Below are 20926 nucleotides of genomic sequence, written 5' to 3'. Positions count from 1 at the left end.
AGTGCATCCACGGACGGTCCCTGTTCTCGCATAATTTCGCTGATATGTATTTCTGGTTTACCTCGAAACCGGCATAGATGAAAAAACGCGAAAAGTTGGATCCGATCAGTGCGAACAATAAAGATATGGCAATAAACCTTTTCAACATTCCGTTGCAAAGATAAGGATTAACTACTCCAAAAATCGAACAAAACAAATAAATTAAGTAAAACTACCTAAAAAGGTTTTTGATTAGCACTTTAGATTAAACTTTCATTCAGGAGTAGAAAAGATTTAGCTGGTTTACTCTTGAATTATATTTTGATGCATCATCATTCCCTATTTAATCGGTCACCCAATGCTATTGCAGTGTCTGCTAACGATAAAGCATTCTTCCCATCCTGTCGTTATTTGGTATCAATCGGTAACACAGCAGTTTTTAAACCTTTAGATGAAACACTTAGATTTAATTTTCCGGCCTTTTCTGTTGATTGTACGGTAATCACCAGTTTGCCTTTAAAGGCCTTCATTTTGGGCAGGTGAAATAATTCCAGGCTGGTTGGATCTCCATTGGCGACCACTTTATATATTCCGTTTCCGGTAACTTTAAAAGATAAGCTATTCTCTGCATCAGGACATAAAGTACCATTGGCATCTACCACACTCGCTGTAATGTAGGCCAGATCTTTCCCATCGGCCATCAGATTTTTACGATCAGATTCCAACACAATATGGTGCGGTTTTCCTGCTGTTTTAACCTTTTGTTCGGCAACAGCTTTACCGTTCTCATCATAGGCAATTACCTTTATTTCTCCGGGTTCGTATTTTACATCGTTCCACATCAAGCGGTACCTGCTGGTATGAGTTGTTTTATTTTTGCTTTGCCTGCCCTGGCTTTTGTTGTTAATAAACAACTCTGCTGATGGGTAATTGGTATACACAAACACGGGGGTAACTTGTCCCTCACGACCAGGGAAAGTCCAGTGCGGAACGATATGCAGCGTTGGTTTTTCGGGATTCCATTTACTCCGGTAAAGGTAAAACCGATCTTTAGGGATACCTGCCAGGTCAATAATTCCAAAATAAGAACTGTGCGACGGCCATTTTTCATCATAAGGGGTAGGTTCTCCCAGGTAATCAAAACCTGTCCAAACAAATTCACCGATTACATACTTCAAAGAATCCTGCATTACAAATTCATCATCAGGAATTTGCGACCAGTTACAGTATTCAAGATCGTATGATGAACTTTGATTGTCATCGTACATTTTCATCTTCTGCGGTACAACAGGGAATTTATATACCCCTCTGGAGCTAACAGTCGAGGCTGTTTCAGAACCCAAAATCATTTCCTGTGGCAAGCGTTTGTAGGCCTCTCCATACCAAAACGGCTTATAATTAAAGCCCGGGATATCCAATACCGAGGCAAAGTTATTGTCTAAAGCATCTTTGATCCTATCCATACCGGCAGTAACCGGCCTGGTTGGATCTTCCCGGTGGCATATATCCTGTAAAAACTTTAAGATCTTGCCTCCCTCTTTAGTCGATTGATCGGGTACTTCATTTCCAATACTCCACATCACCACAGAAGGATTGTTCCTGTTGGCATGGATCATATTTACGATATCTTTTTCAGCCCACTCATCAAAAAGGTGACTGTATCCGTTTGAAACCTTTGGTGCTTTCCATTCATCAAAAGATTCTACCATGAGCATAAATCCCATTTCATCGCATAACTTTACCAGCTCGGGTGCCGGCATGTTGTGTGAGGTCCTGATGGCATCACAACCCATATCTTTCAATAATACAAGTTGCCTGCGCAAGGCAGCCACATTGATGGCGGCTCCAAGGGGCCCCAAATCATGGTGGTTGCAAACCCCTTTAAACTTGCGGTAAACACCGTTTAGCGAAAAGCCTTTTTGCGGCTCGTATTTAATGGAGCGGATGCCGAAAGTAGTGGTATATTCATCTTTTAAGCTCTTCCCGGCGTATAGTTTTGTGATGGCAGAATATAGGTTTGGTGTTTCCGGCGACCATAGTTCAGGATTTCTGACCAGTAAATCCTGCTCAAACTCGTTCAGATCACCCTCATTCAAAGTTTTGGTTGCAGAAGCTACCGTTTCGCCTTTTGCATTTATAATGGTGGTTTGCAGGCTCAATGCAGTATAGTTTCCACTAAGTGAATTAACCTGGGTTCTGATCTTCACGCGGGCAAAATCTTTGTTAATTACAGGTGTGGTAATATAAGTGCCCCAAACCGGAATACTTACCTCATCCGTAATAATGACATGCACATTCCGGTATAAACCAGCCCCGGGATACCAGCGTGAGGCTTCTGGTAAATTTTCCAGGCTGATGGCAAGTGTATTTTTGCCAACTTTCATTTGGTTGGTTACATCGATTGAAAAAGAATTGTAGCCGTAAGCCCAGTGGCCAACAGCCTCTCCATTTAAGAATACTTTAGGATAGCTCATGGCGCCATCGATTAATATCACTGCTTTTTTACCTTTTGTAAAAGCAGGTGCAACAAAAGTATTCCGGTACCAGGCTTTGCCAACAAAAGGTAAGCCCCCTGTTCTTCCTGTTTTTAATGATGCGGTTTTCTCCCCATTTTGTACAATCTGTACATTTTGGCTATCATTGTTCCCATCAAAAGGGCCTTTTATTGCCCAGTCATGCGGTATACTTACCGTTTCCCATTTGGTATCATCAAAAGCAGGGTTTTTGGACTCAGGAAAATCACCTTTGCTAAACTTCCAGTTTTTTCCCAGCAGGTATGCTGTCCTAACCTGACCATGTACTGCTCCACAAGTTAGCACAGCTAAAAATATAATGGTTAATCCGCGATATAATGATATTTTGATTGCATTCATCCTCAAATCTAAATGTTAAAACAGTGCTCAACAACTTCAGGAATGAACAGGTTAAAATAAGTCAATAAATGGTTCAATTTTAGTTATTCTGCCTGTAAAGCTTGCAGGGGGAAGAGATATAGCTAACGATGCTATTCTACACCGATCTATATTTTTCTGTTTTGTCTTTGGTAAATTATGATAAAGCGCTGTTAACCTACTAATAAAAAAGCCGCAGGAAATAAGTTCTCCCGCAGCTATCATTAACTAACTAAAATTGTTTTTTATTTTTCTCCTGTTACTTCCCCGCAGGTAAGCATATTTTTGGGGTAGTACGGGTTTTCAATCTTCTTGTCGTTACTTACCCACGTTACACCAGTCATGGGACATTTCTGCTGGTAAACCACTGTGTTTTCTGGTTTCAACTTATCAATAATCAACCAAAGTTCTTCAGATAGCTTTTCCATATTTTTCCGTTGGTCGTCTATTGAAGAGGAAGCAGCAATCTGATCGGCCAATGCCTTAATGCTGATACGTGCAGAAGTGGCCATATTCATTTGCTGCAAAGTGAGCTTTTTAAACTTAAATTGACTAAGCGCCGCAGAAAATTCAGTTGCGGAACTAGCCGTTTTTTGGGTATCTGAAATCACCAGGCCATTTTTCATTCCCATATAACTGCTGATAATGGCTTTTTTTTGCGTTTCTCTTTGCTTCACCAATTCAGGTACTACTTCCTGCGAAGACGTTTTTACTTGTGCTTTTACGGTGAAAACCAAACCGCCTACAGCCATAACCGCTGCCAATATATACTTTTTCATACTATGGATTTAAAGTTGTTTTCTTAATAATTTTGTCTATTTCCCGTTGCATATCTGCCAGGTGTATGGCTTCAATTCCCGTTGTTTGAGGTATTAAGGCATTTACTTTTTTTCTGATGGCCTCGATATGAGCAATGGCTTCAAGCCTCACATCACTGCGTTGTGCACTATTCATCATCTTACCATCTGCAACATCTTTGGGATTAATTAACATGCCTACTTTTTCCAGGTAAGAACGTTGTAAACTCCTCAAATACGAATCCTGTAAAGGATTATTAGATTCCTTTTTCCATACCAGAGGCAACAGATCATTTAGGAATTCGCTAATTGGATAAGGGTCTTTTGCGGTTAAGGACTTTTGATTTAAATTAAATAGTAACCCCGGACTTAGAAACATGTTCAAAACCTGTGATTGCTGATCTGAAATATCTTCAATAGGTTTTACATTAATATACTGAGCAAGTTCTTGCGGATACAGCCACAATGGTGCATCAAATAATTGCCGACCGACGTAAGCAACGGCATTTTTAACTTTCTGCTTTGATATTTCTGCATATACAGCGCCTTTTTCATCAACACTTCTTTTGGTTACATAGCGATTACCTACACTTTTAAGCACGTGATAGAGGTATCTGCTATATTGAGCAAGCACCCCTTTATGTAATTCGGCTAAATTATCATATTCGTCACCCGGCTCATAAGTCCAGTTTTTAAGATTAGCGACTACACGTTTGAGGTTTTTTATTCCGTAATCACTTGCGGCAACAGCATCATCACCCAAATCTTCAGCCTGACTCCTGGGGTCTTCATCCTTACCTTCTCCGCCAAACCATAATCCCGGGTTTTTAGTCAAGGTGTCTGTCGTCATTTTACTGAGCAGTTTTTCTTCCGAAAACTCGTCTTTTTCACCTTCAAAATAGCGGTAACCCCAGTTGATGGCCCACTCATCATAAGCGCCTATCCTCGGGTAGATCCCTTTCGGCCCAATATGATCTTCCGGTTGCGCAACATAATTAAATCGGGCATAGTCCATAATAGAAATGGTATGGCCATTTTTCTCCACCCAGGCCTTATCCCGCAATTTTTCAACCGGCGTTTGGCTGCTGGCGCCCATGTTATGACGTAAACCTAAAGTATGGCCTAACTCATGTGAAGATACAAAGCGGATCAATTGCCCCATAAGTTCATCATCAAACTGCATTTTTTGTGCCCGCTTATCCAGCGGACCAGCTTGGATCATATACCAGTTGTGTACCAGTTTCATCACGTTATGATACCAGCCAACATGGCTCTCCATAATCTCACCACTACGTGGATCGCTGATTCGTGGTCCGTAAGCGTTTGGCGTCTCTGAAGCATAATATCTGATCACCGAAAAACGGGCATCTTCCAAGCTCATGGTCGTATCTGCTTCGGGCCATTCTTTACCTATAATGGCATTTTTAAAACCAGCCTGCTCAAACGCTTTCTGCCAATCATTTATTCCTGCAATAAGATAAGGGCGCCATTTTTTTGGCGTAGCCGGATCAATGTAATAAACGATTTGCTTTTTAGGTTCAACCAGAATCCCTTTTTTGTATTTTGCGACATCTTGCTTTTTAGGCTCTAAACGGTAGCGCTGTACAATATATTTGGTTTGTGTACGCTGGTAATCTTCATCAAAAAGAATGTATTTATTAGCAAAAAAGCCAACTCTTTCATCAAAAAGACGCTTACGCATGGGCACTTTCGGCAATAGAATAATCGAAGTATTTAACCTTAAAGTAGTAGCTCCGGTAATTGCACCAACCGTAAAACCCGGACCAGAGGTTGCATAGGTTTTGGTGGTTTTGATTTCGGTGTTTATCGGATAACAGGAAATACGTTCAATAAAAGAGCGGTCATCAGCTAAAGCGCTAAGTTTCTTTGCCGATTTTTCTTCAGCCGGGATAGCTACTACGGCAACATCCTTCTTAAAGAAGTCGGTTACATCAATAACATAGTTTCCTGTTAATGGATTTTTAGCTTTGATATCGAAACTGGCAATAATCGGGCTTTCCTGCGACTGCATTACCGCCTGAAAAATCGGACCTTCGGTAGTTTTACTTTCCTGGCGATAAACAACCCCTTTTAAAAAGAGGTTGTTATTGTTTCCTTTCTGAAAAAATAGGGTTTGCTCATTTACTTTCTCACCACCGAAACTTCCATAACCTTGCGGCGTAGTCACGTACCGGGTTACCGCCAGCAGGTATCTGCCAAGCAAAGTGTCTGGCACTTCGAAATACCATTTTTGATCTACCTGGCGAACATTAAAAAGCCCATTCTGGGCTATAGCGGTAGAAGGAATAACTTTGGTGTAATCCATCGGTGCTTTTTTGGCAGCACTATCAGGTTTAACTACAGGTTTTTGACCAAATGCAGTAAGGGAGAGCGTACATGCGATCGGAAATAGGACTGATTTAAAATTCATCTTAGAACGGAAGGGTTTCGTTAGTATTCAATCTTAGATTTGGATTAAGTTTCATTGCACCTGATGGAAAAGGAATAATATATAATCTGGAATTAGGACTTAATGAGTAAGTTACCTGAGGAACAGTCTTGTTCACAATGGGAAAAGTATGTGTAACTGTTTTAGCATAATCGGGTTCATTATTTAATCGTTTCAAATCGAAGAAGCGATGGAAACCAAGCAGTAATTCCTTTCTTCTTTCCGTAATAATGATATTCATGGTTTCCTTTACGGTAGTAGGAACCGGCAAGGTAACAGTGCCACTCAATATTCTTTTAGCACGCAGCTGATTGATAATAGCCATGGCCTCATTTAGATTCCCTTCACGGGCCAAACACTCAGCAAGCATAAGATATACCTCCGTTGTTTTCATACCTACGGTTGGGTAAAAGAATTTGGTGTAGTTTACGCTAAAATAGGCTGTTCCGGCACCGGCATCCATTAAAGATGTACTGGTTGTGTTCATGAACAGATTAAACCGGGCATCGTTTGTACCAAAAAGTTTAACCAATTCGGGACTCAAAATACAGGTGTACGCAAAACTCATTTCAGTATACCCGGTCATATACTGGAAACTAAGCACTTCCGGATTTTCACCCGCTAATACAGGCACAGCATTTGGTCCGCCCAATTTGTTATAGGCAACTAAATCGTAAATGGCATTATTATAACTCAACGATTTTTGTGCGGCTTCTTTGGCCAAAGCAAACTCATGCTTAAACAAATGAATTTTTGCCTTTAATCCCCACGCAAAGGCTAGAGATGGGTGATAAGGATCAACAGGTACTTTTTGGAGGTACGGAAGTGCATCGTCGATATCCTTCTGTATAAAATCGTAAACTTGTGCTACCGTAGACTTCACTGGCTTTGCTTCAAGATCATACTTATCCATGATGCAGATACCACCATCCGTTGCCGCCGTAGCCGGGTCGTAAGCTTTAGCATAAACGTTGACCAGCATGAAATGATCAAAAGCCCTGTACACCTTTGCTTCTGCTTTTGCTAGTTGTTTTATATTATCATCCCCCTTACTTCCATCTACCAGTGAGATGATTGTGTTCCATCTGTTGATATAAGCGTAAGTTTGACTATAGAAAGATGATGCCGTCAATAAATTTGTGCGGGCATCGGTATCATCAAAGGTAAAGTTGATAATGTCAATGTTTTTTATCTGACCAATCACATATGACTCGCGAATCCATTGATCGTCAACCAGGTATTGAAAGTTATTGATTGGATAAGCCCTGTTTGGAAGTGATACCAGTTTGTAAAAATCATCAGCGGTTTCAACTACGATCGAACCGGTCGGTATAACGTCGGTATATTTTTTACAGCCTCCTACCAGAACTACCAGTAAAAGAGCCATGATGTATGAATATTTTTTCATCTTTTGATTAAAAAGTTACGTTAAGACCAAGAATGAATGTTTTAGGAATTTGTAAAGACCTGGTTCCGGAATTAGGCGAATAGGTTTCCGGATCAATATCATCGCCAGCTGCACTCCAGTACCATAAATTGTTGACCTGGCCTGATATTCGAACATTATTTAAATGAATTAAACGACTGATTTGTCGAGGTAAATTATAAGAGACAACAATGTTTCTTAGTTTGATGTAAGATGCGTCCAGTACCTGAACATCTGAATATCGCCACAGGCGACTTAATGTACTAGCGTAATTGGCGGCAGAGGTAGCATAATCTACAAATAGACGAGGTAATTCACTCGTTGTTGTACCCGTCCATCTTTGGGTAATATCTTGGTCGTACACCGTGGTTGATGACAGATCGGTTACATCTTTTCTTAATTTATTACCACCTGAGAATACCAACATCGCACTTAACTCGAAATTTTTGTAGCTAATTTTTTGACTGAATGAACCTGAATACAAAGGTGTCAACGAACCCATATTCACAATGGCATTTCTGTTTGTAATATCTTTAACTGCTGTAGGAACTCCGGCTGAATTGAATGTTACATTAGCGTTACCATTTTCATCTAAAAAGTATGGGTAACCGTTTGTCATGCCTCCATATTGATAGGCGTAGAGCGAATTAAATTGCTGTCCTACAAAAAAGTAATCTGTTGGTGAACCAATATACGAGTAGGCATTCTGTGCAGCTGTGTTGACTGCCATCACTTTGTTTCTATTATATCCGATTACAAACTGAGAACTTAATAACAGATCACCTGATTTATACCAGTCACCAATTAAATTTAATTCTATCCCTCTGTTTCTTAATGCACCATTGTTAAGCACTCTAGATAAAGCACCAACTGTAGGATCTAATTCTGTACTCACCAATAAATCGCTGCTGTATTTGTTATACAAATCTAAACTACCACGTAACCTGTTATTTAGCATGGAAAAATCTATACCGAAATTGGTAGAAGCAACTTTTTCCCAGCGCAATTTTGGATTAGGAAGTGCAGAAATATTGGTGTACTGCAGTGATGGGAACAAGCCATCATTTCTAAGTGTTGCTGTTAAGTATGGGGAAGAAGTCTGATCTACGTTCCCATTTATTCCATAGGTAGCACGTACCTTTAACGTGTTCAACCACTCAATATCTTTCATAAAATTTTCGCGGTTTGCGTTCCAACCTAAACCTACAGACCATAAAGGGCGGTTTTTATATTGAGGATCCACACCAAACAAATCAGCCTGGTCTACACGAATACTTCCGGTTAAATTATATTTTCCCTGAAAGGTATAACTCATATTGCTATATGCAGAAAAATACCTGTGTTTGATTTGTTCCTGTTTGGTAGCTAAAGCACTAAGGGTCCTTGTACCGCCAATGTAACTGGTTATTCCGGTGTTGCTTAATGCAAATGAATTGAGCGTAACAGAGTTCAGCGTAACAGGGTCATAACCATACCTTACATTCTCCAAACTTCTCGGCACTAGCGTTTGCCTCATTTCTACCCCGGCGATGGCTGCAATATTATGTTCCTGATTTTTACCAAAACTATGATCATAGCTCAACTGATTTCTAAAGGTGTAATTGTTACTTTTTTTATTTATTTGATAAAACCTTCCACCTTCAGGTAAATTACGTGTGTAAACATTCGTTGCAGCATTGTAACTCGTTAAATAGTTATAGGCATATCGCATTCTGTAACTATTTTTATCAAAAAAGGATTCCCGATCTGAATTATTATTTTCATACTGAAATTGCATGCTATAACTTAAACCCTTATAAATTTTTGCCTGCAGGTTTGCAAATGCCCTTAAGTTGATAGCCTTACTTTTATCTAATCCTTCTTGAAGTGACTCTAAAACATTAAACCTGAATGATTTAAAATTGTTATTGTTTTTTAAGGTTGCTATAACTGCTGGATTTACTTCCCCAGATGTACTAAAACCATCTTTTAATTTCACATAATCCGAATAAACCAGGTTTCCGTTTCCATCTGTAATCTGCGCATACCTCGGCTGTAACAAGTAGTCGGTATAATCAAAACTACTGATAGAACTGGTGTTATAGGAAGCATTTATGCCAACCGTAGCTGTCAACCATTTCTGTAAATTAAATGTAGATTTATTGTAAATATTGAAATTCTCAGATTTGTTATATTTCATTCGCAAATCTGATGCATCATAATTTAGCGACAAATAGTTACTACTCTTTCCGTTGCCTGAATTAAAAGATAAGTTGTATCGCTGTCTTACTTCATTTTGCCAGACATTATCCGCGTAGTCTTTAAGGTAATCATTTTGCCTCAATTGATTAATTGTGGCATTCAATTGATCGGCACTGATGCCACCTGCAGCTTGCTGACGATAAAGTTCATACAATGGACTGTAATATTTTATCGTTCCGTTATTTACATTACCATAGCTATTAAACATCGCATCTGTAGTTGCAAAACGGGCTCTTTCGTTGTTGTAAACTGCCGTTTCGTAATCTATTTGATCACTGGTTGAAGCATAATGCATACTCTCGAAATCGGGCTTTCCGGTAATAAACAAATCAGCGTTTAGCGTGATATTTACCCCTTTTGCTTTACCTCCTTTTGTAGTCACCACGATTACACCATTACCTGAACGTGAGCCATAAATAGATGCCGCTGCACCATCTTTTAATACCGTAATCGACTCTACATCATATGGATTAATTTGATCGAGTGTAAGTTCTGAAGGTAAACCATCCACGACAATTAATGGACTTGTACCTATATTGGTCGAATAAGTACCTACACCCCTCAATACCGGCTGATCGGCGGTTAATCCCTTTGGATTTTTGGTATATAATAAACCTGCAACCTTGCCCTCCAAAGCCGCTAATAAATCTGGATTAATCTGCCGGTTAAGTGTTGCACTATCTACCACCGAAATTGCCGCTGCACTTCTTTCTCTAGGTAAAGCCTGAAAGCCATTGACTACAACCTCAGATAATAGCGAAGCATCGGTTTTAAGTTTAATTGTAACGATATTTTGCGCAGTGATCCTATCAATTTTTTGTAATAGCGGTCTGTATCCGATATAATTGATGTCGAGGGTATTATATTGATCGGTTAAGCCAATGTTAAAATGCCCGTTACCATCAGTCACTGCAAATTTTGTGGTTCCCTTTAATTTGACAGAAGCGCCCGGAAGCGGTCCGCCAATGGTATCAGTTACCATACCATGCAAAGTGTATTCGCCTGCATTTTCACTTCTGGTTTTTAAAACGATGGTTTTACCGTTGCTGATTTCGTAAGTAAAATCCTGTCCTTTGGTTACTGCATCCATTAAAATCCTGATGTCGGGCGTGGTTAAGGTAATGGTAATCGGTTTTGCCGTTTTTACCAGGTCAGCATCATATACAAACTCGTAAGATGTTTTTTGGGAAATCTGTGTAATGACCGTGTTGAGTGGTGCCTGAAAAAACTTGTACTGGTTATTTTGCGCATTTGCGTTCAGCGAAAAGAGTAGTGCTAAACACAGCAATGCCCACCAGTTCAATAAATAACTACGTCCCGTCCGGACGAAGCGAAAGTAAAGGTTTGTCATAAAAAAATTAGTTTGGTTGGTTGTTAATTGACGACGATGGATAAAAACCTATTCTTTTTTAAAAACAATCTGATTGCCCTTTAAATCAAACTGAAGATCTGTAGCCTTTGCAATCATCTCGAGTACCTCTTTAATATCAGCCTTGCGCGATATCCTCATGTAAAGGTTTTTTGACGGCATTGATGCGGGCTGTACTTCCACATTATACCATCTGGCCAACTTTTGCATCACGACCGATAACGGCACATCATTAAAAAGAAACTCTCCTTTGGTCCAGGCATTAAAATCTCCTGCAGCTACGTCTTTAAGCGATAAATGTCCATAAGAAGAAATCGCCTGTTGATTTGGTTTTAGCAACACATTATTCCCTGCGGCATTGGTAATACTTACACTTCCTTCTAAAAGTGTAGTCTCAACACCATCGGTTTCGGGATAACTGCTCACATTAAACTGAGTACCTAAAACTTTGATTTCGTTTCCCCTCACTTGAACAATAAACGGCTTTTCAGCATTTTTGGCTACCCTGAAGAATGCTTCGCCCTCTACGTATACTTTCCTTTCCGGCCCGCGGAAGCCTGCAGGAAAAGTAAGTTTTGAGCCTGCGTTCAACATTACCATAGAGCCGTCGCTCAAGGTAACCTTAAACACACCACCGTTAGGCGTAGTAATGGTGTTCAGTTTAACGGCTGTTGCAGAATCGGCATCTACTGCCATAAATACGACTGTACCATTGCTTTGCGTGCTTACCGTTACGCCGCCATGCTGATAAAGCAGCCCTGCTTTTTTCGCCCTTAAAGTGTCGTTTTTACCATTGAAATGCAGAAAAGCTTTTGCAACGCCAGGCACCACTTGTTCCGTTTTTGATAACTGTCGGGTCACCAATAGTCCGGCAGACAAAATTACCACTACGGCAGCAGCATTTCTGATCAACCTGGCTGTGCTGATGAATTTCAATACACGGTTTTGAGGTTTGGCAAAAAGTTTCTCCGTTAACCGGGCATGAACAGCTTCAAGACGTAAAGCATCTTCCTCATCAAAAGATTGGTTTTTAAGGTCAAATTCATCTTTAATTAAACCTTCAAGTTCTGCGTGACCGGCATGTTCAAAATAAGCAAAAAGCATCTCAAGCTCCCTGGCATTACTTTTATTTGCGATAAAGCGGTCGAATAGTTGTTTGTTTGAAGGTTGTTTTTCCATCGTTGTCTATATATATTATGCACGAGATGGACAAACACACTATTCGCACTTAAAATTTTTTATTTTTTTAAATAAGCGGCAATACAAAGCAGAATAAACTCCTTGGAGTGAAAGAAAACATATCGTTTGATGTATTTGGTGGCACTTACCAGTTGATTGCTTACGGTGGAGGAACTGAGTGATAAGATTTCTGCCGCTTCCTGATAACTTTTCCCCTCTATTTTACAAAGTTTAAATATCTCCTTCCGTTGGGCTGGTAACTTTTCGATCGCCTGATTTAACAACTCAACGCGCTCTTTATTGAAAATATAATCTTCCGTTTGCTCGTAAAATTCGGCAAAGGTTTCCAGAAGATAGCGCTGCATTTTTACATCAAGGGCAACTCGCCTGTAATAACCATAAATAGTATGTTGCGCAATCGTAAAAATCCATCCCGCAAAAGAACGGTTTAGATCAATCTCTGCTCGGTTTAACCAAACTTTTAAGAAAACATCCTGCATCAGCTCATCAACCACCTCGTTAACCTTCACCATCCGCTGCATTTTGGGCAAAAGCAACCTGCTGTATTTTGCGTAAATAAAATCAAAGCCTTCACGACTACCTTTTTTCAGGTAATCGAGTTGCCGTAATTCTTCATGATCGTTGGGATGGCCGGTTGACATTTCGCCAAATCTACGCATTAAGCAATTAAAATTGAAGACCTTAACATTCTTCGATATGCTTTTTACAAAATATAAAACCATGATGTTTGGCAAAATGATATTGATAGAAGATAGGCAGGATTTATAAATTCTGATGTTTTTCAGATTTTATCTAACTGCTAACACTTGGTTTCTACCCCAAAATCAACAAAAACCTATACCCTTTCAGATCAGATTATGCTATTCTTTCTTCTCTTCAGCATTTAAGTTTTTAGTATTAAAATCTCCAAACACTATAATTTAACAAAACAAACGAAAATGGTAGATCAGGAATGCGCATAAAACCAAAAACCATCTACAACTTTTGCTGCAGATGGTTCTTTTTTTAATCGTGATCATAATTATTTGGTTAGCGATAGTATCTTTTCGTGCTCAACTTGTATCAAGCGACAGTAGAAATCCCAGTCAACGTTGGGGCTTCTCATTGCTGCAACTGATATCGTTTTACTTTTATCATTCTGATTTGCAGCATACCTGTTTTTAAAATCTTTCAACGTTGTTCTCATTGAACGTAGAACGGCAAAAAATCTGCGGTCATAGAAAACAATGTTATTTTTGTTTCTTTTGCCAGACCTATATTCATCATTAGATGCTTCACTATAGGCTTTCTGAAGCTTATCGAAAATTATTAGTCTATCGCTGATATTTTTTAATGACTCTCCGGACAGGTCCATATCTTTAATACCGATAATTTTTTGTTGATCAGTTAGTACCGTAACGCCGTCAATATTTATTTCGTGTTTACCATCTCTGGAAAACAAATACACCGGAGCGGGTAGATCATCAACATCAACTGAATCCAATTTTATTAAGTTTTTGTTAAAGTTTGTACGGGTGGCTGATAATGCCTCAACTGATAATGGCTTAGCAGATTGGGCTTTGGCGCCAATCGTTAAGATGGATAACACCATGATTTTAAGAGCGTTGTTCATAAAATCAAAGTTATGCTTAATTATTTCTTAAAGCTTGCTTAACAAAAATGAGTCTTTGATAATTATCAACAAAGTGCCTTAAAATGGCTGATTAGCATTTTTAGAAATGTAACAAAAACACAGACATTCGTATCATTTATACGACGTTTTCAGAATTTTTAAGTTTAATTATGATATTGATATCCTCGTCTCACCTTTTTATTTATGTTTTAATTGGTGTACTTAACATCAGCTAAAAAGTACCAGAACTCATTTTACTTATTTTAAGCGTAGTACATCAGTTTCCCTTTTTATCAAAAACAAAAAAGCCGATCTAATTTAATAAATCGGCTTTTAAAGGTGGAGAATATCGGATTCGAACCGATCACCTCTTCACTGCCAGCGAAGCGCTCTAGCCAAATGAGCTAATCCCCCAATTTTTAATATTCAATAGTAAACAATGTACACTGAAAAACAAGCTTCCGGCCCGAGCAGCAAAAATAGCAAATACTTTCTCGAATGCAAATGATAATTCAACTTTTTATTAATCTTTAAATTTCAAGCCAAAAAGCGCCATCAAAAAGATTACAGCAAAAGCTGATTGCATGGGGTAAGTGATAAACAGAAAAAGTACAAATGTAGCAATGAGCAACATCACAAAAAACATCATGTCCTTAAAAGCACTGTCCATATAACACATGGCTACAACAGCCAAAAGGTAAAACGGAATAATTAAGGCAGTGATAAACATTACCGAAAATAAATTCCCAATATTAACCGGATATTAAATGTCGTTTAGGTTTAGCTCCTTAAGGGTTTAGACTACACATGCGTTAATTGCCTTGTTATTTAACAACGCCTGATAGCGATCAACAAACTGGGCAACGTTAAATCCATCCATCAACGCATGGTTTACATGTATCGAAACCGACATTATCTTTCTGTCTTTTTCATTTCTTAGCTTACCAAAAGATATTTTAGGACAGCTATCCTGAAAAGCGTAGTTGCGGGCATGTGATAAAGATGTGAAATTTAACCAGGGCAGTGCCGAATAATGGATTACATTTTCGCCTGATAAGGATGGGATTAAACCATTGCTGGCCTTTACTTTCTCAATTTCCTGATTAGCGGCCACTCTAAAATCTTCAAAATCCTCATGGAAATCCATATAACCAAACCCAAAAGTTCCGTTGGGACGGTTAATGGTTGCCGCAGCGTGTATGGTGTCATATTTCCAAACTTCACCATCAATTATGCGGTACCTAAAATACTCTACCTGATTGGCGGCCACCAGCGATTTATGCAGGTAAAGCAGGAAAAAGGAAACGTTATTTTCTTTCGCCTCTTTATAGGTAGCCATACAATCTAATTCCACAGTTACACCGAAGAAAGGCTCTTCGAAGGTGCTAAAAAATTTAAAATGATCTTTTCTGATCCAGTTGTCTATATCTATTTTTTCTTTCATTCCAATAATTTTGGTAAAACTTCTGCTAGTGTTTCCATCTGGTAAAAATTTGCATGCTCAATGGTATGATCGATATGTTCATGCACCCATGTAGTATGAAAAGGGACGTGAACTGCATGTCCGCCAATATTCAACACAGGTAAAATATCTGACTTTAAGGAATTACCCAACATTAAAAATTCTTCAGGCTTACAATCCAGGTGTTTGATCAGTTTTTGATAATCTCTTTCCTGTTTATCACTCATAATTTCAATATGGTGAAAATAGTGATCAAGTCCGGATTTCGTCAGTTTCCGCTGTTGATCTAACAGATCACCTTTGGTAGCCACTACCAGTTTATATTTCCCATGTAATACCTTCAGCACCTCTTCTACCCCATCCAGTAACTCTACTGGTTTATTAAGCATTTCCTGCCCTAATTCTATTGCCCTATTAATCACCATGGGGTCTATTTTACCTGCTGTTATTTTTAAAACAGTTTCGATCATACTCAATACAAAACCTTTAATGCCATAACCATACAGTGGCAAATTGGCTATTTCCGTTTTGTAAAGTTCGGCCAGGATGTTATGGTGTGGCATAAAATCTTCTAAAAGGCCTGCAAACTGATTTTCGGTTTCGCGGAAATAGGGCTCATTTACCCAAAGGGTGTCATCCGCATCAAAAGCAATTACAGTAATTTGATTTTTCATGGTTATGCTTACTTTAGCAACACAAAAGTAAAGCAACAACAACCTTCAAAAAAGGACATTTGTCTCGACTAAATAAATATGCTACGCACCAACCTTACTTTCCTATCTTTTATTGAACGCTTCTGCGCTGAAAATAAGGAGGCAGACATTACGCTCAAAAACTTTAAAGCAGGGTATCGATTTATTGAACAGGGCGAAAAAATCAGCAATATCTACATCATTAAAGATGGCATCAGTAAATGTTTTATTTCTGAAGAGAACGGTAAAGATTTTATTATCGAATTTTTAGGTAAGGGCGAAGTGGTTGGCGAATTAGAAGCATTAAAAAAGATTACTTGCCTCTGCAATGTGGCTGCAATTAGTGAGGTCACGGCCTATGTTATACCCCATCATCTTTTTCTTTCTTTGATTAACAAAAGTAGCGAATTCACTACACTCTTACTCCAGGAATTGTCTACCAGAATTATACAAACCAGTACACGCGCATCCTTCCAGCAGTTATACACCTTAGAATATGCACTTTTGAAATTGTTTAAACTACAGGCTGATGAGCATATTTACATCTCCAAAGAAGACATGGCTGCCTATCTGGGCATTTCCGTAAGAAGCTTTAACAGAAGCTTAAAACAGGTAATAGCTAAAGGAGGTTTCGATACAGCCGAATTAAAAAATACACTGCAACTAAACAGCATGAAAAAGCTGCTGGAAAATTAACTAAACCAACGGTATTTGTGGTATAATTATTGCACATAAGATATTTTAAATTAATTGTAGCGCTTTCGCATTTCGATCCGTTTAAGCAGTTAAATTTAAAAACCGCCATTTCGCGGAAAATATTGCCATACACAAAACCACATACAAATGAAACAGAATGATTATCAACCCACTTTAAGATTTCCAAGTTAATCAATATGAAGGAGCACTATCTATAAAATTAGAATACTCCGCAATGTAATGATATCCTTAATTATCATTGAAATAAAAAAGCATGGGTCAAAAAGACTTTTGCAATATATTGATTCAGATAATCTTAATTAAACATGAGCGCTTATATTAACATCTACACCAATTCTTTAACAGACGATCTTATTCCAACAATTCTAAAACGTTTAAATGAACATGAAAACGTTCTGGATATTAATTCTTCTTTTTCGTTCAGAAATCCGAACGGAAGTTTGCCGATCATTTTTAAATGGGACAAACCAAGCCTGGAAATATTTAACGAAAATAATTTAAAGTTGAATTTTAGTGTTGCGCTTAAATCATTCGATTTGAAAGCGTATAAGAAAAAGCTTTTTAAAGAAAAAATCATTAAACAGAGTATCGTCCAAAAAATTCTTGGTTTATTCAAAAAGAAAAAAAGAAAGGTTGCAAAACCTGTAAAACTGAGTGCAGCGGTTGAAGCAAAACTACAAAATTACAATAAAGTATTCTCTCTGAAATACCATTCCGGAGATGTATTCGAAAATCATTTTGCAACATTGATTGGCGCAATTATTACAGAACTAACCAGCGGCATTTGCCATTTTACCCAAGAAAATGTGTGGTATGATGCTAAAGATGTGTTGAGAGAATCATTAGTTAACTTATATACGCTTGAAGAACTGCCTAACCACATCAACAAAAATGCGGTTGCGGTTGCGAGCTAAAATATTAGACTAATACAATTAGTCGTCATTTCGAGCGGAGCGCAGCGAAGTAGAGAAATCTTTTCATTGCGCTCCACCCGATAGCCATTCAATCAAGATATCAATTCCTAACTTAAAGTTCACATCATCAGTGAGCAATACTCCAAACTGATCACACTGGTGTGCGCTCCAGAGGTTTCCTAAAAAACCTGCCAAATCTTAAACATTTCCGGATAAAATTTGTTAAATCACTCTATAAAAGAAACCTGAAGGGTGCATATTTATTTCAATCTTAACGCAACAATTACAGACGAATAACTTGCCAAATCAGGAGATCTTTTTTAGTATTACGCCTGCACAAACAACGGCTTAATAATAATTTATTTATCCAAAAAAGCTATTAGACCACAATATGAATGTAGAAGACGTTTTTAAGAACAATGAAAAATGGATCGCTAATAAACTGGCTATTGATCCTGATTACTTTACCGAGTTATCTAAAGGACAAAGTCCGGAGTTTCTGTATATCGGATGTTCAGATAGCCGTGTTACGGCTGAAGATTTAATGGGTATACAACCAGGACAGGCTTTTGTGCACCGTAACGTGGCCAACCTGGTAAACAACGTAGATTTAAACGTAATGACGGTTTTAAATTACGCTGTGCGCCATTTGAAAGTGAACCATATTGTGGTTTGCGGTCACTATAACTGCGGTGGTGTTAAAGCGGCAATGCAACCTGCAGATATGGGCATACTCAATCCATGGCTGAGGAATATCAGGGATGTTTACCGGATCCATAAAGATGAGTTAAACGCCATTGAGGATGAAAGCACGCGTTACAACAGACTGGTAGAACTGAATGTTCAGGAACAATGCGTGAACCTGTTAAAAACGGCAGCGGTTCAGGAAGCAATCACCAAACGTGGCATAACCGTACATGGTTGGGTTTTCGATATCCATACCGGTAAATTAATCGACCTTAAAATTGATTTTGAAGCTATTCTGAAGGACATTAAGGAGATTTATAATCTTTATTAATAGCTAAGCGCTTGGCGTTGAGCGTTTAGAATCCAAGGTGCATTGAAAACCAGTAGGGTTTTAAAAAGCTGGGAGTTTGGGTTTTGGAGTATTATACGACTCACTACTCCAAACGCCCAACTCATAACTAAAGACTAAGGACTTAAGACTAAGGACTAACCTACCGTCCCATCCAACCGCCATCAACGGTTAAAATTGTTCCATGAACATAATCGCTGGCCGCTGAGGCCAGGAATATGGTTGGCCCTTTAAAATCTTCCGGTGTGCCCCACCTTGCAGCCGGGATACGAGATAATATAGAAGTGCTCCTATCCTGATCTTCGCGTAAGGCAGAAGTATTATCGGTTGCAATATATCCAGGCGCAATCGCATTTACATTTACACCTTTTGATGCCCACTCATTTGCAAAAGCTTTGGTTAAAGATGCAATTGCACCTTTACTCGCTGCATAACCTGGTACGGTAATACCGCCCTGAAAGGAGAGCAATGATGCCGTAAAGATTACTTTTCCACTTCCTCTTGCAATCATTTCCCTGCCTATTTCGCGCGTTAGAATAAATGGTGCCGATTGGTTTACAGCAATTACTTCATCCCAATATTCGTCTGAATGTTCAGCAATTGGCTGGCGCAAGATCGTTCCGGCGTTATTTACCAAAATATCGATCACAGGGTGATCAGTTTTTACCTGAGCGGCAAAAGCCAAAGTATTTTCGCGTTTACCAAAATCGCACTGGTAAGCATAAAATTTTCTGCCCAGCGCTAAAATTTCCTTTTCAATAGCGCTGCCCTGCAGTTCTAAACTTGCAGAAACACCGATAATATCGGCACCTGCTTCAGCCAAAGCTAAAGCCATGGCTTTTCCGATCCCTCTTTTACAACCGGTTACTAATGCAGTTTTACCTGCTAAATTAAATATGTTAGCCATGATGTATTCTTAAATAAATTATTTCAGTTCGGTAATGGCACAGTGATCCATGTCGCCATAATCTAAGTTTTCACCGGCCATACCCCAAATAAAAGTGTAATTACTGGTACCCGCTCCAGAATGGATAGACCAGTTTGGCGAAATAACCGCCTGATCGTTCTGCATCCAGATATGGCGGGTTTCTTGCGGCTGACCCATAAAATGGCAAACACTCTGCCCTTTTGGAACCTCGAAATAAAAATAGGCCTCCATCCTTCTGTCGTGTGTGTGTGCCGGCATGGTATTCCAAACACTGCCCGATTTTAATTCGGTCATCCCCATTTGCAACTGGCAGGTTGGCAATACACTGTTTACTAACAATTTATTGATTATTCTATGGTTCGCTGTTTCAGGTGTACCCAACTCTACAACCTCCGCTTCAGCTTTGCTTACCTTTTTAGTAGGATAGCTATGGTGCGCGGGGGCAGAATTGATGTATAATTTTGCAGCTTCGCCAGGAGTGGCAGATTCAAAAAAAACTTCTTTTGTACCTTTGCCGATATATAAAGCCTCTTTATAATCCAGTTCGTATGTTTCCCCATCGGCTGTTACAATTGCTTTTCCTCCAACATTGATGATCCCCAGCTCCCTGCGCTCCAAAAAGTAGTTCGCTTTTAAATCATCAGGGTTTGGCAATGCAATTTTCTGATCAACCGGCATGGCACCCCCCACAATGTATCTATCGAAATGAGATAAGGTGAGGTTTACCTGGTTGGCTTCAAATACGTTTTCAATCAAAAAGTTATCCCGCAAAGCTGCGGTATCCATTTGTTTAACTTCTTTGGGGCTTTGGGCGTAACGGCTTTCGAATTTATTCATTGGTTAAAAATTGAGTTTTGCGATAAGATATGAACTGATACCAGATCCTATCCGCAAATATATTTATACGATATGTATTATTGGTATTAATAATCAACTTTATAGTGTTTTGTATGGTTTCTGTATTCCAGGCTTTTAAATTGATCCTGGGTGCAGGCGAACCAGTCCAAAATTTATGGTCAGCAGGTAAAGCTAAGGTTAAAAAAATCGAAGGAAATGAAACTGAACAGACCAAAGGGTAGCAAATAATTTTATTTCATTTCTTTATCATAGGGTTTAGTATCAAAACCGATGTTATTTTTAGGTATTTGGAGAGCAGGTTTCTGTGCAACTATTCAGGTTTCTTCCCGCTTTCCGTTTTACTTCACCCGATGAA

The 20926-nt window shown here is 38.9% G+C and carries 16 protein-coding genes and 1 tRNA gene; 3 read left to right on the top strand and 14 right to left on the bottom strand.

The genetic code is table 11. From position 1 onward, the window contains the following. Positions 1–386 precede the first annotated feature (386 nt). The 12 genes from galB to ABEG20_RS00640 all read right to left on the bottom strand — a co-directional run bounded on the left by galB (position 387) and on the right by ABEG20_RS00640 (position 16100). Complete coding sequence (gene galB / locus ABEG20_RS00695; protein ID WP_406825500.1) at positions 387–2852, bottom strand: beta-galactosidase GalB; 2466 nt, start codon at positions 2850–2852, stop codon at positions 387–389. 263 nt (positions 2853–3115) lie between these two features. After that, a complete protein-coding gene (locus ABEG20_RS00690; protein ID WP_406825499.1) occupies positions 3116–3649 on the bottom strand; it encodes a DUF3347 domain-containing protein in 534 nt (177 codons plus the stop codon). A 1-nt stretch (position 3650) separates the two neighbouring features. Further along, the gene (locus tag ABEG20_RS00685; RefSeq protein WP_406825498.1) at positions 3651–6098 is read right to left on the bottom strand and encodes a zinc-dependent metalloprotease; all 2448 of its coding nucleotides are present in this window, start codon (positions 6096–6098) and stop codon (positions 3651–3653) included. A gap of 1 nt (position 6099) precedes the next feature. Beyond that, positions 6100–7524 carry a RagB/SusD family nutrient uptake outer membrane protein gene (locus ABEG20_RS00680; protein ID WP_406825497.1) on the bottom strand — a complete coding sequence of 475 codons (1425 nt, stop codon included), beginning with the start codon at positions 7522–7524 and terminating at the stop codon, positions 6100–6102. Positions 7525–7531: 7 nt separating this feature from the next. Then, the gene (locus ABEG20_RS00675; RefSeq protein ID WP_406825496.1) at positions 7532–11134 is read right to left on the bottom strand and encodes a SusC/RagA family TonB-linked outer membrane protein; all 3603 of its coding nucleotides are present in this window, start codon (positions 11132–11134) and stop codon (positions 7532–7534) included. A gap of 48 nt (positions 11135–11182) precedes the next feature. Further along, the gene (locus ABEG20_RS00670) at positions 11183–12331 is read right to left on the bottom strand and encodes a FecR family protein (RefSeq protein WP_406825495.1); all 1149 of its coding nucleotides are present in this window, start codon (positions 12329–12331) and stop codon (positions 11183–11185) included. 59 nt (positions 12332–12390) lie between these two features. Further along, positions 12391–13011 (bottom strand): RNA polymerase sigma factor, encoded by a 621-nt coding sequence (locus ABEG20_RS00665; protein ID WP_406825494.1) that lies wholly within the window; start codon positions 13009–13011, stop codon positions 12391–12393. 362 nt (positions 13012–13373) lie between these two features. Beyond that, on the bottom strand, positions 13374–13964 hold the full coding sequence (locus ABEG20_RS00660) for a hypothetical protein (RefSeq protein ID WP_406825493.1): 591 nt from the start codon (positions 13962–13964) through the stop codon (positions 13374–13376). 340 nt (positions 13965–14304) lie between these two features. Continuing rightward, positions 14305–14378, bottom strand: a tRNA-Ala gene (locus ABEG20_RS00655). A 109-nt stretch (positions 14379–14487) separates the two neighbouring features. Next, positions 14488–14694, bottom strand: coding sequence for a hypothetical protein (locus ABEG20_RS00650; RefSeq protein WP_406825492.1), 207 nt, complete (start codon positions 14692–14694; stop codon positions 14488–14490). Positions 14695–14760: 66 nt separating this feature from the next. Beyond that, positions 14761–15408: a CatA-like O-acetyltransferase gene (locus ABEG20_RS00645; protein WP_406825491.1), complete on the bottom strand. Its 648-nt coding sequence runs from the start codon at positions 15406–15408 to the stop codon at positions 14761–14763. Beyond that, positions 15405–16100 carry an HAD family hydrolase gene (locus ABEG20_RS00640; RefSeq protein ID WP_406825490.1) on the bottom strand — a complete coding sequence of 232 codons (696 nt, stop codon included), beginning with the start codon at positions 16098–16100 and terminating at the stop codon, positions 15405–15407. The genes ABEG20_RS00645 and ABEG20_RS00640 overlap by 4 nt, the downstream gene beginning before the upstream one ends. Positions 16101–16178: 78 nt before the next feature. Here ABEG20_RS00640 and ABEG20_RS00635 point away from each other — a divergent pair, with 78 nt between their 5' ends. The 3 genes from ABEG20_RS00635 to ABEG20_RS00625 all read left to right on the top strand — a co-directional run bounded on the left by ABEG20_RS00635 (position 16179) and on the right by ABEG20_RS00625 (position 18767). Beyond that, positions 16179–16814, top strand: a complete 636-nt coding sequence (locus tag ABEG20_RS00635) for a Crp/Fnr family transcriptional regulator (RefSeq protein ID WP_406825489.1) — start codon at positions 16179–16181, stop codon at positions 16812–16814. A gap of 326 nt (positions 16815–17140) precedes the next feature. Further along, positions 17141–17749 carry a hypothetical protein gene (locus ABEG20_RS00630; RefSeq protein ID WP_406825488.1) on the top strand — a complete coding sequence of 203 codons (609 nt, stop codon included), beginning with the start codon at positions 17141–17143 and terminating at the stop codon, positions 17747–17749. Between the two features lie 391 nt (positions 17750–18140). After that, positions 18141–18767: a carbonic anhydrase gene (locus tag ABEG20_RS00625; protein ID WP_406825487.1), complete on the top strand. Its 627-nt coding sequence runs from the start codon at positions 18141–18143 to the stop codon at positions 18765–18767. A 160-nt stretch (positions 18768–18927) separates the two neighbouring features. Here the strand turns inward: ABEG20_RS00625 and ABEG20_RS00620 are convergent, their stop codons facing one another. Beyond that, complete coding sequence (locus ABEG20_RS00620) at positions 18928–19692, bottom strand: SDR family NAD(P)-dependent oxidoreductase (protein WP_406825486.1); 765 nt, start codon at positions 19690–19692, stop codon at positions 18928–18930. 18 nt (positions 19693–19710) lie between these two features. Beyond that, on the bottom strand, positions 19711–20550 hold the full coding sequence (kduI, locus tag ABEG20_RS00615) for a 5-dehydro-4-deoxy-D-glucuronate isomerase (RefSeq protein WP_406825485.1): 840 nt from the start codon (positions 20548–20550) through the stop codon (positions 19711–19713). Positions 20551–20926 lie beyond the last annotated feature (376 nt).

Source organism: Pedobacter sp. KACC 23697 (assembly GCF_045348445.1).
In the GTDB taxonomy this organism is placed as follows: Bacteria; Bacteroidota; Bacteroidia; order Sphingobacteriales; family Sphingobacteriaceae; genus Pedobacter.
This window is presented reverse-complemented; position numbering and strand designations above follow the sequence as displayed.